This is a genomic window from uncultured Limosilactobacillus sp., from assembly GCF_934202705.1.
Taxonomy (GTDB): Bacteria; Bacillota; Bacilli; order Lactobacillales; family Lactobacillaceae; genus Limosilactobacillus.
The window spans coordinates 72097-87957 of sequence record NZ_CAKPYE010000003.1; the positions used below are offsets into that span (position 1 = coordinate 72097).

Genomic DNA, 15861 nt, shown 5'->3' on the forward strand with positions numbered 1-15861 from the left:
ATTTGTAAGTCTTCGGCACTCAATTCAACAACATACTTACTCATCGTAATCCCTCGCTCTTCGTTTTAGATTAACTATTAATATACCACGATTAAGCGGAACTGCAATGTTGACCACGATCATTTTTTGATCATTCCGTGAGAAGCATCTAACCAGCTAATCAACAATTTAATACAGTCTAAGTTTAATCATTTGCTGAATGCTTACGTTTTGCTAGTCCTAACGTTGCCATTAGTGAAATAATCCCTAGGCCCAGCATAGCTTCCTGTTGATTAGTCCCCGTTTGCGGCAACTGCTTGGCTACTCGTTTAATGGTCGGCCGGTCCACTACCGACTTTTCGCTATCATCAACCGTCGATTGTCCTTGCACTATCGTCATAACAGGTACCGATTGCTGCTTAGCAGGAGTCTCAGTTTGATGATGAACCACCGGTTGTTTTGGCAGTGTAGGCTGTTGCACTGTGCCCGGTTCATCATGATGGGTTGGCTGCTTCGGTGCAGTTGGTTGAACATCAGCAGCATAGGTTACAATAATTTTTACATCCGGTGACGTATGGTTAATTTGTCCCTGCGTTTTGACTTGATTAGTAACTGCGTTCCAGACATTGGTACCTTGTTCATCAACTGCCGACACAACATGGTAACCATTGATGACTGGGTTCTTCACACTGCCAAAATTGCCATGATCAGCATGACCATTTGCAATCTGCCACCCAGTTACAATGTCTTGGCCAGTAACAAGGTCTCGATAACCGACACCATTAAAGGTCAAAGTCTGAATCAGCGGGTCTGCTAATGAGTGGCCAGCCTGAGTCTGGTAATGTATAGTTTCCGTCACTGTGCGTTGATGTTGTTCAGTTAACTGACCATGCCCATGAGTAAAGTGAATTGTAAAGCTCCGTGCACCTTGCCCAAAGTTGCCAAACCTGCTTTGCCAATTTGTCGTCGCGGAGTCAGCAATTGACCGGTTGTTCATTAATACCGTCATTATGGATTTCGCCGGCGTATCATCAGTAATTCCTTTCAGCACATAAGATTTAGCAGTGAGCTGATCCACAATGGACTGAACATTACCAAAGTTAATCGGTTGCCCATCACGACCTTGAACTGTGATCACCGGATGGATCGGAACACCCGTTTCATCATCAATAAAGTTTAAACTAGCGCTTTGTTGCTGAGCATAACGAACCGTAATTACTTCATCGGCCATCGTTGGAGCTGTCGTCATTGCTTGGACATTCTGGCCAGCAAGTTGGCCATGAAGATCACTTTGCACATTGATAATCTGGTAACCAGTAGGAACTGGAGAAGAAACCGCTGCAAAATTGCGACTCCCGTCCGTGACTTGCCATTGATAATCCCCTGTCGTATCAGCCACTTGATCATGGAGCGCCGTTCCAGTAAAGGTAACCGTCTGGATCACTTGTGGTGCTACTGAATGGTCACCTGCCAGGTACTTAATGGTTCGGGTGATCGTAACTAACTTCGTCCGTTTATCCGTGGCGTGCTTCAAATGAACGACAAATACGTTGTTCTGATTATCTGCTTGATATTGAGCATTGGTAGTAAAATTGTTGCTGACTAAGATATAATGTTGCTTTTCATAATTCTTTATTTTTTGTGCTGGATCAACGAAAAATTGAATTTTAGAGCCATAATTACCCTCGGTGGTGTCCGTGTTTAAAGTAATCCCACCAAGCGTATCGTCAACGTAACTAATCTTCGCCGTTTGTTTATTAACCTGATAGACAACATCATACTCTTCTTTCAGCTGACCGCCATTATGGAGGTCAGTCTGAGCAATATTTGGCACGTCAACTTGCGTCAGATTTGGAGTATAACCATCGATTTGTGGTGATGGAATTACCTTAAAACTCCCATCTGCTTGCCACTCGCCATTACCAGTCCGCTTGTACGTTACAGTTTTGGTATATTGCGGAGCCGCTGGGGTTTCATCTTCGAACCGATAATTGATGATTTCTGTCACATGAGCGGTTTGCTGGACCGGTTGATTCTTTTGAACGTAGATAATAAATTCGTGCGGTTGGCTCTTACCAGCAGTGCCAAAGCTAAATGATGCTAACTTAGTTGGATCAAAATTTTGGAGAACCGTTTCTCGGCCATTTTGGACACTCACTGCTTTGACAAAGTGATAGTTCGACAAGTTATTATAAATTGCTTGGCCATCTGAAAAATGAACATTGGAGCCGGTTGCCCCTTGATAGGTCACATCATCAGCTACTGACTGACCAGAATCAAGATCTTCAAAGTGTAAAGTATTGGTAACGAGGTCGGCTGCTGAACCGCCACCTTCAACCGCATTATTACCGTTATAACTAATTGCCGCATTCCAAGGGCCACCAAAAGTACTGGAAGTCTTCGCTGGTTGACCATTTTGATAGGTCACAAATTTAGTCAACGCAACCGGTAACGATTGGAGAACCTTCATTAAAGCCGTATTACTGGTTTTAGCTCCTTGGTACGTGTCAGTTGCAATTGATTTGGCAGCCGCCTGGTCCTGATCATATGAGGTAATTCCATCAGGCATCGTAAAATTATTGGCCGTGGCGGTAACCAGCGGTACTGAATTTGCAAAAATAATCCGTGGATTTCTCGTCGGATCGAGATTAGCTAATTGAACATGCCAGACAGCCGTTTTCTGATTAGGATTGTGTTGATCAGCAGTCACGGTTAATGTCACGGTTGCTTTGATCCGTGGTCGTTCACCCTTTTGACTAGTCATGGTGACATACGTATGACCATCACTAACGACGCTGTTAGTTAATGATTGTTGATTATTCGATGCCACTGCCTTTTCAATTGCTCGTGCTAAATCTTGGGCACTAGTAAAAGTAAAGTTAACTTGCCCGGTCGGATCTTTAGTCACCGTCGTGCTAATATCAAATTCATTTCCCAACTCTTTGATTGCCAATCCCGCTGTTTGAACATTATCCCAGTGAGTATTTACTGATACATCCCCCTGTTGGTTCCAAGTTCGGTTTGTCGAGTAAGTATTGCCTACCCCTAGAGAATTGATCCCAACACCAATGGGCTGTGCAGTATAAATATACTGACCATGCGCGATTAGCCCGCTTGCCATGGTTTGGCCGTTAATTGTTACGTCATCTGTCGGCATGTAATCAAATTGTGTATGGTCTTGAAGAGGATCTGTTGTTGAACGGTAGACATAGTCACTACTATTGATCGAAGCCTGCTGATTTTCGGCACCCCAACGTAAATTCAACGTGAATGTTGGATTGTTTAAAGTTCCTGCCTGATTATCAAAAACTAACCGATAGTAATCACCCATGTTATAAACGGTGCCAATATTAGCCACGCTAAACTGCTTAGCTAAGTTGTGATCATATAAGATGTATTTGGTTGTCCCGGTTTGACCATCACGGTACGGAATCCCCAAATGGAAATCAAGATAGTCCCCATTTTGTACCGTTCCAGTAATTTGAATCTTAGGCGTGATTTCCTCATAACCAGCTTGCCCAATTTGAGTCGCATCAGCCTTAGCAGCCTTCACACTGATAATCTTATAATTATTATTCGCTAAAGCTTGTGCACCTGGAATAATGGTATACGCCGGCTGTGAATTTTTATCATACCATTGGACATTATTAAAACTCGTTAAATCGCGAACGTAATGATATGTCGTACCATTTTTCAGGGTGATGGTTCCCATTCCGCCACCCGTACCATTATCACCATCAGCATGGAGGTACTCAGCCAACGGCATTAACAAGGGTGACCACTGACTATACAGATCGTTATAAGCGCCACCAGCGGTTGCCATTGGAGTAATTGTCGCTGCGATTTGTAATGGCTGACGGTAACTTGGGGTTTGCGCAAGGGTCAACATAAAACTCCGTTCACCATTTGGACCGACCATCCCCAAATCTTGTAACTGATATCCCAATGCAGCATCGGTTCGGTTGGGTGTTAAGCCGGTTGTATTAAAGCCGGCCGGGATCATAATTAAGTACTTAGTCGTACCTTGAAAATCTTGAGAGTTGGCAACATCGGTTCCACCATAACTTTGAATAATATAGTTAATTTGTGATTGATCGCCAACTCGATACTGGGCATCAGTGGCCTTGCCAGTCCACTGCTTGGTAGCATTATTCGGTTTCCAGTTGGTCATTCCTGAAAAGGTCGGCGTAGCAACTTCATCCGCTTGTTGGTCATCCGTAACTTGAGACGTGACATTTGGAGACGTAGTCGGCCGCAACGTCGTTTGTTGTGAATTCGTCGCTTGCGTAGCAGGACCGTTATTAATCAGCTGATCAGTTTCTGGAGCATGGCTGCTAGTGGTTGTTTTTAATACGGAGGTTGTTTGATTTGTTTGAAAATCAGTGGACGCATAAGCAGCACCAACCATAAAAGTCGTCCCTAATAATACCGAAGCGACCCCGATTGTCAATTTTCGTAAGCTAAAATGTTGCTGGTGTGGCGTATTTCTTTCACTCAATAAACGTAAGTTATTTTTCGAAAGCATCTGAAATTTCCTCCCTTGGAATGGACAATTACTTATTCAATGATAATTATAGTTCTATAAATTTAATTGTAAAGGAATCCTTACAAAATAAAAAAGCAGTTGGGCCTTTCCCAACCGCTTGCTTTAATTCTCGATCGTAACTTTGGTGCCTACTGGTAAGTGTTCCATCATCCATCGGGCATCTGACACCGACAGACGAACACAGCCGTGTGAACCCGTCGATTTTCCTAACTTTCGAGCTTCCTGGCGATCATATGAACCATCCGCCTTGGTCGGCACGCTATGGAATAAATACTCACCATTATTCAACCATGATACGTAATAATTAGCCCCCTCATTCAAACGCTGGTTGAAAAAGTTCATCCCTCGTGCTTGCTGAATATAAAACGTCCCCACCGGGGTATAGCTTACATTCTTACCCCGCTTTCCTTGACGATGATATTGACCGGCCGAGCTATACATAGTGTAAATCACATGCTGACCATCTCGTAAATAGGTACGATTTTTACGAATACTGACCAACACATTCAGATCTTTAACCTTGGCAAGATCAGGGTAAGGTTTCGTTTCTGATGACTTTCGCCAATCAATTGGGGTGCGCATGAATTGTTCAGTTGCATCCACCGGCCGTTTCTTGGCTGGCTGTCGCTTGCCAGGATTCGTGGTGAGGGGCTGATTAGTCATGTGTGAGCGATGGTTCAGTACTGGCCGAACGGCGCCCGCATAAATCACGAACAGACAAAAACAAATATAAATTACATTTTTCTTGTAGCTATTCATTCAATAAACATCTTTCTTAATAATTCTAAATATGTGATAATCGAAGTACGTTAATAATTTTATTGAAGATCGTCAAAATGTCAATTGGAGCTATCAAAGATGCGTGAAAACTTAAAAATTTTCTATCTGACTGCGTTTATTTTCTTTATTGTGACTGTCGTATTAGCTAACTTAAGTTAGGATTTAACTACATGAAAAATTATTTAATTCAAATTTGGGACTACATTGTTAACCACTACTGGTCAAAAGACCTTTTACGGGCTAATATCCTATTTTTAATCCTGGTGATTTTGTTCAACCTTTGCCACTTCAATCTGCACATCATCAGTTGGTCACTTGGCTGGCGAATGTTCCTGCTGCTCAACCTTTGTCTAGTTTTTAAAATCCTCCTCGACCGCTTAAAAATTTGAATAATGAAAAACGACTGTTAGTGTTCATCAACGAACATTAACAGTCGCCTTTTTATTTAGCATGTAATTAGAAATATACTAATCATGCTTTTTCTTTTTGTTAATTCCACTTAGACCAATAATACTTACCAAGCCAGCAAAGATGAAGCCAACGGTGGCCGTCGCTTCGTTATCCTGGTTACCAGTCTGTGGTAACCGCTTGGCACCGTTCTTGGTATGCTGAGCGAGCTGATTAGTAATTGAATGATCATTAGTAATCTGGTCAGCAGTGTCGTATCCAGTTGCTGAACCATTGCCATTGGTTCCAGGTTGGCCGTCATGTCCGCCATGCGTACCTGGTTGATCAGGAATCACTGGGTTCTTGGTGTAGGTAACCGTCAACGAACAATCTGGATCATCGCTCGTAACGTTCATTGCAGGAACCATTGCTGGATGAGCTGCGTAACCCGCAAACTCATGCGGGGTGAAGCCAGCAAATTCGTGACCGTCCACTGCCATCCATGGTCCTTCACTGCCAGCAATCAATTGACCTGTAACTAAGTCATATCTAGCCTTCCGCACAAACTCAACGGTTTGCTGCTTTTGTTCAGCTGGAATTTGGCCAAGTTGTTCTGGATTTAAGCCTTGGTAATTGATGGTTCTGGTAATGTCCTTAACCAAGTGATGTTCCTTAAACCAATCTGGGTTACTTGGTTCAGGGTTGGTTGTTGGATCCGTTGGGTTAACCCCTTGGATCTTATGAACCAGCTTAATGTACAAGAATTGTTCTAACTGCGTACCGAATTGGTAATGCTTCGGCAGCGTTTGCCCAGGTGCTAAATCATAATTAGCTGGAATGATTAAGCCAAGATCATCAATTGACGAACCAGCAACCCCGGTCTTGGTAATGACCGAACCCACTTGTTGATTGTCCGCATCAGTATCCTGGAACTCAATCTTCAGCGTCGCATCTAATTCAAACTGAGCCGTTGAAGAAATCTCCAAGTCGTAGTTTGGATTGGCATCCTTTAACTTTTGCAGCGAAGCTGGTGTTAACGTGATGTTATAAGTACCAGAATGGTTTGGTGTCTCCGTAAATTCATATTCTAAACCAGTTGGAACTGTAATCCCTGCCGGAACATTAACCTGATATTTATTCGGGTTAATCGTGGCCTTCGTGCTCTTTTCAAAACCAGTAATCGTGACGGCAGCTTTAGCTGGACTGATGACGTACTTAATTCGGCCACTTTCACTAATGCGATAGTTTGGATTGGCTGCTTGGAGCTTCTTCACCCCAGCTGGGGTTAATTGAATGTAGTAAGTCCCTACATTAATCGGCGCGCCATTGGCATCAACCCATTCATAATCACTAGCTGTTAAACCTGAAGTATTCAATTTATCACCAGCGACAAGCCCTTGATCATTCCAGCTTCCCTTAGCTGGATTAATGACTGCCGGATGGCCATCATAAATCTTGCCATCATTACCACTTAACGCTACTGTGGCCGCCTTTGGATTAATCGTAAACTGAGCCGTTCCGCTAAGGTCTTTGGCGACAATTGTGACATTACTTTGATTGTCTTGACCAGTGCCGGCTAAGTCATTCAAACGAGCTTGCAAGTGACTCAAAATCTTGTCCGTATTCAAGTTAATGGTGTAGGTGCCGGCCTTAGTTGGCGCACTACCATCAGCCCAGGTGTAATCACCATCTTGTAGAGTATACTTACCAAGCTCAATCGTCTCAATTAATTGTGGCTCTTGACCAGGTTCAGATGGTTGACTGTATACGGGTAGTGTTAAGTCAACAGTAATCTGGCCGTCTTTATTAACTTCGGCCGTCGTGACTTGTGAACCATCAAATTCTTTCTGGTTTTGACCAGTTAGTTTAGCCTGCCCAGTTGCTTGGTCAATTGTGTAAAGAGCAGTTGGTTCGTAGTCCCAGTCGTAATTATTACCGTTATTACCATCTAAGTCCTGAATCCGTTGCTTACCACTTGCGGATAAGACAACATCATAGGTACCAACATTCTTTGGATTAGTGCCATCCGCAAAGGCAAGATCACCTGGCTGCAATTCAAATGAGGCTGGTGTGCCGTCTGGTTTGTAAATGACTAAGTCACCTAAATTGTACTTGTTAGTTAGGCTTTGCGGTAATCTTGTTTTACCATCGTAAGTTGTTTCCCAACTACCATTGAGGCCGACGTGCGCATAACCTTTTTCAACTACTAACTTAGCATCACTCGTTACATTTTGAACAGTCTGTGGATATGCATAGTTACCACCCAAAGTCTTCTCAATGTTAGCCAAACCAGTTGCTGATAGAACAACCCTGTAATCGCCTACATTGCCTGGTGTGTCAACGTATTGTAAGTCACCAGCTTGAAGTTGATAGTAAATCATGTTAGTTGGATCTGATTCAGGAGCAATCGTAATCCCATAACCAGTTGGAACAGCCGTAATTGCGTCCCGCCATTCTCGTTCACCATAAGTTACAGTCGATTCACCAGTAACTGTAATCGTTACCGGCATTTGATTAACCCTAAAGTTGGCTCGAGCCGCCGATGCTTGCGACCAATTATAGTTAGTAGCACCAGTCAAAGCTTGGAGCTTTTGCAAGCCTTGAGCTGACAGCTTAACTTGGTAAGTCCCAACTCCATCAGGAGTCGTCACAAATTCAAGATCACCAGCACTTAACTTAACGCTAGTGTAAATTGGGGTCTTTTCATTGGTTTCAGTTGCCCCTTCTGGCTTAGTTGGTGCAGTGATGGAAAGCGTGTAGCCATTTTCACCACCGTAGTTAATTGTTGGCGTCTGATCAGCAACGTACTTCACATGTTCGGTACCGTTAATCTTCACTGTAACGTCGGCTGGGTTAATAACATAACTAGCCGGATCATGACTGGCTTCTACTACTTGTTCACCACTCGGTTGCCCAGTAACTGCGAATAACATCACCGCGTGCTCCAGGTTACCGGAGAAGTCATAGTCTGGGAATAACTGACGTAATTCATCCAGTAGGTGTTTGGAAACTTTAACTCGGTAATTACCAACCTCAGTTGGCAAACTGCCATCGGGATGACCGTCCACATAGAGGTCACCAACTTGCCACTTAAAGCCCTTGGTATTTGCTTGACCATTGACGTAGAGAACACCATTTTGCCAAGCAATCGTTGGCTTAGTATCCGTTGCCAGCCAATTACTAAAATTCAATGTATAGGCATTCGGATCCAATGGTAAGTAACTGCCATAAACGGTCGTTTGATTACCCGTTAAAGTCAGTTCAGCCTTGTGTTCATAGATGTAGTAATCACCATGATCTTGAGACTGACTAATCGTGTAGTTACCAGCCCCAGATAGCATCTTAATCTTTGCTAATGCAGCGGTAGTTAATCGAACTTTATATGGCGTCCCTTTAATTGCAGTACCATCATCGTTATAACCAGCATTTGCGTGAATAACTGAGTGCCCCTGTTCATCAACAACTTCGAAATCAGCTGGCGTCAAATCAAAGTGACCTAAACCAACTGGTTCATTCTCTGAATTACCCCAAACTAGTTTAATATCACCCTTATTAATCTGATCTTGAGTAATCTGTGCTGACTGATTATCGAAAACCTTTGAAGCACTACCAGTAACAGTAATGACTAATTCAGCCGGATTAATGATGTAGTTAATCTGACCAGTAATGGTGCTCTTCCCGTCCTTAACGAAGGTGTGGTTCGGGTTGGCATTCGCCAAAGCTGCTTCACCTCGCTGGTTCAGTTTCAAGTTGTAGTGACCAGCATTCGTTGGTGCGTCAATCCGATGTCCAGCCGCATCGTACCAATCGAAGTCCGCACTTGTAAAGTTCGGAATCGTTAAGCCGGTTGCATTGTTAAAGCCAAAGTTATTCTTCACCTCGGCATTGGTTGGATCGAAGGTAACTGGATGACCGTTATAAATTGACTTTTCGTCACCATGTAACTGAACATTGGAAACCGCGGCCTTTTGAATGGCAAAATCGGCCGTTCCTGCATCGTTAGCTGTTGAAGTCAAGACAACATTACCGTCACCAACAGCTTCATTAATTTGTGCTTGAATCTTATTAATTCCAGCCGCCGTCAATGTGATCTGATAGTTACCAACGTCTTTTGGTGCTTTACCATCAGTGGTATTCCAAGTGTAGTCACCGTCTTTTAATTCAAAGGTCTGTGGCAAATTAGCAATGCCAGCACCGTTGATTGTGACCTTAATCGTGGAACCATCAGTATACAGGTCATCCGTTGTTACAGCTGCACCGTTGTAAACCATGGAATTCTTACCACTCAGTGTCGTGGTTACCTGTGCCTGTTGAATCTGCAGGATACCGTGAGCAGTTTGATCAAGGCTAATCTCATAGTTATTACCAAGGGCTTGCTGAATCTTAGCCAAACCAGTATCAGTTAAGACAATCTGGTAACTACCAACCTTCTCCGCTGGACCACCTACGATTTGGAAATCGTTAGCATCAAGATGAACATTAGCAAGATTTGCTAAAGCACCGTCGTTATTACCAGTTGCCTTAGCAACTGAAACAGTAACACTATTAGTCCCAGCTGTATTGTAGACGACATCGTATGGCGAACCCTGGTAAGTTTCAGTTTGGGTACCGCTAACACTGACGACATTCTTCGAAGCCGTAATTGTAAATTTAGCATTACCTGAAATCGCGTTATTCGTAAATTTCACATTGCTTTGGCCATTTTGACCAGTACCAGCTAATGACTTGATGTAATTTTCAACATTTGTCACACCAGCATCAGTCAAAGTAATGGTGTACTCACCAGCATCGGTGGCATTACCACTGATCTTGTAATCATTTTGCTTCAGAGTGTAAGTTTGACCGTTCACACCTGGGAAGTTCAGGCTAACCTTAATCTCGCCATTACGATTTAGCTGTTCAATTGAGATAGCACTACCATCATAAACCTTGCTGCTAGAACCACTTAACGTTGCCGTTGCATTAGCTTGCGTAATCGTGTAAACACCTAAACCAGTATTCGTTAACTTCAGATTTGGATTAGCCGCCTGCAATTGAGCAAACGCGGCCTCCGTTAACTTCACGTAGTAAGTACCAACGTTCTTCGGCTTCTCAGTCAAAGGATGTCCTTGAGCGTCAACCCATTCATAAAGATTTCCAGTGAGGTCCGCCTGATTAAGCGTGACACCATTAGCAATAATTTGGAACTTGCTTGCGTCAATCTCATTCGTGGCTTGGGCATCATAAACCTTGGTGTAATTACCGGCAGTAATATTTGATAATTGAACGTCAGTTGATCGTGGCGTAATGGTGTAGTTAGCCGTCCCCGTGATCGTTGACTTACCATCTTGCGTCCAAACAATACTATTATTGCCAAATTGCTGTTTAATGCCGTTTGCTCCTTGGGTAGTTAAACGAACTTGGTACTTGGCAGCATCGGTTGGCATGGTCGTTGACCAATGAGTACCATCCTTGGAAAATTCAACATCTCCAGATTGGATCCTGTAAGTCCCAGCATTGGCAGTTGGACCGGTTACCGTTACATGAATCCCTTGATTCAAATCATTAAGGGTAATTTGGCGACCATTGTAAATGCTTGAACCGTTACCAGCTAATTGCGCGGTTGCCGTTGCTGCATAAGTAATGTTAATCGCTGTATCTTGGGAATCACTATTAACGGCTTCCGCCGGAATCTGTCCATTATTCAAGTCAATGGTAGTCGTGTGACCAGCGACCGTTTGCTGGGCCACAATTTGGTAGCCTTCATGGACTGGTACCGACCAAACTGGCCAGCTATCAGTACTCCAGCCACTACCATCAAACCCTGAGTAGACAACACCTGTATCGTCAGCATTGATCCTGACCTGGCGACTTAAGTTAGCGGTTTGGTTAATTGTCTGTGGCTCCTTACCAGGTTCATTCAGCGTAATCGTCCTGGTAATGGTCTTATTAACCATGCTCTTTGGAACGTAGTAAGTAGTTAATTCATTTCGTACATACCACTCGTCTGCTGTAGAGTTTGTAAAGACTGTATTTGGTTTGTAGTTTGGATTAGCAAACGTCACGGTTGTCATATTGTTGCCAATCCGCATGCTGACTGTTTCATAGTCATTGCCAGCATCAGGTGGTGTGATCCCCCAAGAAGTAGCATTGCCCTTTGGTAATGACCATAAGGAATTACCGGAAATGATATGGAAACCAGGGGTTGCCTTATCACCAGCTGATGGATCCCAACTCCAATCACCATAAGTAATCTTATTGGTATTAACATTTAAGGTTCCTGTACGACCATAGAAAATTTGTACTTGCGCATCAGGAGCAAAGACTTGACCATCACGATCACCACCAGCAATCTTAAAGTGCGCCGTAATCGTCCGTGGTTGGCTTTCAACAGGGATGTACAAAATAGTGTGGACCGGTTGAGCTTCATAAACTGAAGCATCGGTAGTATATGCTTGTGAAGCCTTAGTGGGATCAGTCTGCCCGCCATTCCAAGTTGGGTAAACGAACTGGTTGGCTGGTTGTCCTGACTTATCAGTTACAATCGCCGCAGTATAACCATCTAGAGTTGGTACGTCAGCAACTACAGCTCCCCATTCTTGTGGAAGTTTAGTCCAGTTACCTGAAACGACATGATAACCATGTTGACCACTATTGGTATCCCAAAGCCATGGACCATACGTAACTTCACCAGTTACTAAGTCCTTAGTAGCTTGGCGAACGTAGTAAACATCAAGCTTAGCAGAATCAAATGCCTGACCATCTGTCGTATAGGTACCATCAGCATTAACCTTGGCCTTAACGTAATTTACAACTGCTTGCCGAGTTTCATGGGTTTTCTTGTCGGTAGCTGTAACATCTTCAGTCTTATGCTTCAAATTAATGACAATGTTAGCACCGCATAATTTAGATTCAGTCGCAATGTTGGTTTCCCACTTGTAGTTAGGAATCCACCACCAAGCATTCGGATCACTAAAAGAAGCCCACCATGAAGCACCAATAGTAACGCCTTTAGGAACACCACTCACTGAAGTCGACTGATAATCTCCAACATTTACACCATTGGGAAGATGAAGTATAGATCTAGCATCAGTATAAAAACCATTAGCAGGATTCTTTAAATCAAGCGTACCAAGATTGGTATTAGACTCTTCATCATGGAAAGTAATCGAAAAGTGCAGAATCTCATGAATTGGCACCTTCACAGTAATCGGATTCTTAGAAAATGCAGCTAAAGTATATTGTGCCGATTTCGTAGGAATTGACGTTCCAGTAGCTGGTTCATAACCGTCTGGCAACTTCATATCAAAAGTGTAATTAGTTGCTTTCCCTGGAATAAACTCCTGTGAATAAGCTTTGCCAACTGGTGCATCGTCATGATATTGATCGACAAACTGGAAGGTAACCTTCTGGGCCACGTTAACAGTCGGCTTTAATTCATAGTAATAGCGGACTTTACCATCCTTATCCGTTTCAGCTGAAAGCCCAACAATGTCTTTGCCATTTGGTACATAAACCTTAATAATAGGGCTTTGCTGACCACTAACCAAACTACCATCAGCGTTGGTTTGTAAGCCTGATAAGTCGAAAGTTGGCGTGTAGCTCATCGCCTCATTGGTAATGGTGGAAGGTCGACCAGCTACGCCACTTTCCTGATAGCCGTTGTAATTAATTGGATCACCATTAGCGTCATTGGTTAAAATACCACCTTGGTTTTCGCCATTCGCAATGGTTCCTTCACTACCGTCATAATGATGACCATTTGTGAAGAAATTTTGGGGATCAGTTGTCGTTACCTTGGGAATCACGTTAAGGTAAACCTTAACCTTTTGATCAAGACCACTTGATGGATAATGAACGGTAATTTCACCTTCGGTATTTTTACCTAATTCGATTTTCTTGCCAGGTGTCCAATCAGCATCATGGTTTGCCCAGGTGGCCGGCAAATTCAGGATATCCTTTACACTAGGTATATGAGTGCCTTCCATGACGTTCACAATTCGTGAATCATTAATCGCCACCGCTACAGTGGTTGGACCCGTGGTAATATCTTTTTCCTTTTGTCCATTCGCATTTTTGAGTGGATACGTTGCCGTAATTTGTACCGTGTCATATGAACCGGCCTTCTTCCAGTCTGGTTCAGTCCCGTTAGCAAATTGGAAAGTTGTGCCATCAGGGAAGGCGCTCTTGTTAGTTACTAATTCGTCTGCAGTTAAAGATGTCCCATAATTAACCGTTTCACTCTTCGCTTTTACATTAGCCCGTGAAACCACTTTAATTGACACATCACTGCTTGAACCACTTGGCAAAGTAATCCTGATCTTACCAACTTTAGTTTCACCAGCGGTCTTAAAGGTCAGCGGGGTGACCGTTCCATTTTCGTTAACCCATTCAAACTTGGTCCCTTGTTGCCACTTATTGCCATCTGGCAACTCATATGGATCTTTAGTATAGTCTTGTTGCTTTTCTGTCGCGTTCTTAACTAAAGCAGCTAAAATATCGTCATTTGTAGAACTTTTGGGGCCATCAGTGACGTCCACTTCTGGATGAGCACTTGTTGGTACTGATGGCTGTAGCGGTGTAACATCTGTTGCCTTGGCACCAACCCAGATTGACTGCATTGTTCCGATTGCAAGTGATGAAAGTAACATGGTATTAGAATTATTTACCGCCTTCATCTGTTTTGCAATATTGTCAACGAAGTCTTTTGTAACAGGTATTTGATTGCTTAGCGAAGCACCATTAATATTTTCGTAATTACCAGCAGTATTAAAAATAAGTGGAGCGTTGCCATTATAGACGACATTAAAGGTCATACTAGCTTTACCACTCTGTATATTTGGCGCAGTAACATTGCCACTAGTGAATCCCGTTGGCGCTATTTCGGTTCCATCTGATAGGACCAAATGAACAGAATCTTTCATCGCGCCATCTTTAATTAAATTCTCAAGTTCTGTTTTATTCTTATTTCGATTAGGAAATTTCGTCCAGTCTCCTTTTGAATAATAGTACATTGGATCAACTTTTACTTGCGTAACATAGTTAACCTTTACTTGCTGGACGGGAGCATTCTTCAGCCCAGTTAAATTGATTGAGAAGCTTGATTCAGGTAAATTATGGATATTAACGATTCCAGTTGGCTGGGTCCAGCCAGTAACCTGAGTAATAATACCTAAGGCACAAGCCAAGTCATAATTTTGATAAAGATATTCTCCCCAAACTGTTGGATTAGCAGTAGGAATAAAGCCATTACTTGTTCCCAAATTTATATTGCCATTAGAATCTGGTAAAGCTTGTGAAAGCTGGGCATTAATCGTCATCTCGCCATCTGCATCAACCGGACTATCCTCACGTGGCTTCAAAGTTTTAACAACATATGGCACCTTAACCACGTACGGACTACCAATGACTTTATGAATTGGGTTATTATTGGCGTCAGTAAACATTGAATCATCAGTTACCTGCACCTCAGCCCACTTAATTCCAATTGAACTTGTGTCCAGTGGCTGAACTAGCTTCAAGTGAAGGCCAGTAGCATCCCCAGTAACACCTGCTGTTAATTGAAGAAGACTTTTAGTTGCATCATCAGAATTAGCAGCATCAAGAATTACGCGGCCATTCGCATCCGGTGTCGTCAGCGGATCGACTTGGTCGCCAACATTATTAACATAATAGTAATTAGCATTAAGCTGCGCCTGAGGTTCAGAATAGAAACTAACTTGGACATCTTTAGTCGTTCCGTTAGCATAAGTTACACGGACTGTCCCCGTAAGAACATCACTAGTGCCAGCGGTAGAATTAGCCTGCGTTGGCTTTGGAACTTCCCCAACCCACGAGAATTTAGCGCCGGCCTTGGCAAGAGCATCACCATTTTGCAATAATTGCCCTGCCATGTTGGTCAAGTCAGTCCCGGCAACTACTGCTGGTGAAGCTCCAGTTTCAGTTGACCATGGCACTGGTGCAATTTCTTCACTACTTTCAGCATGTGGCGTAACAGGCGTCTGCTGACGTTTTTCTGTCAACTTTGGCTGTTCAATTTGATGAGTTGGCTCAGCAGATTTACTTGGTGCATTAACAGCTTTCGATTGGTCTCCAGCAGTGGTCGCCGTCTTTGATAGCTCACCTTGATTTTCCACAGCGGTTTGATCAGCCGCACCCGAGGCATTGGTGTTCGGTTCATGTTGATTCAA

Annotated in this window: 3 protein-coding genes; all 3 read right to left on the reverse strand. The window is 43.2% G+C overall.

The annotated features are described in order from the left end of the window. Positions 1–184: 184 nt before the first annotated feature. A complete protein-coding gene (locus tag Q0C76_RS02660; protein WP_295729386.1) occupies positions 185–4504 on the reverse strand; it encodes a mucin-binding protein in 4320 nt (1439 codons plus the stop codon). A gap of 123 nt (positions 4505–4627) precedes the next feature. Continuing rightward, positions 4628–5284, reverse strand: coding sequence for a L,D-transpeptidase (locus Q0C76_RS02665; protein ID WP_295729389.1), 657 nt, complete (start codon positions 5282–5284; stop codon positions 4628–4630). A gap of 488 nt (positions 5285–5772) precedes the next feature. Next, the gene (locus Q0C76_RS02670; RefSeq protein ID WP_295729392.1) at positions 5773–15861 is read right to left on the reverse strand and encodes an MBG domain-containing protein; all 10089 of its coding nucleotides are present in this window, start codon (positions 15859–15861) and stop codon (positions 5773–5775) included.

Excerpts from the sequence above, each read along its gene's own strand:
- Q0C76_RS02665 (WP_295729389.1), bottom strand. The coding sequence starts at position 5,284 with ATGAATAGCTACAAGAAAAATGTAATTTATATTTGTTTTTGTCTGTTC.
- Q0C76_RS02660 (WP_295729386.1), bottom strand. The coding sequence starts at position 4,504 with ATGCTTTCGAAAAATAACTTACGTTTATTGAGTGAAAGAAATACGCCA.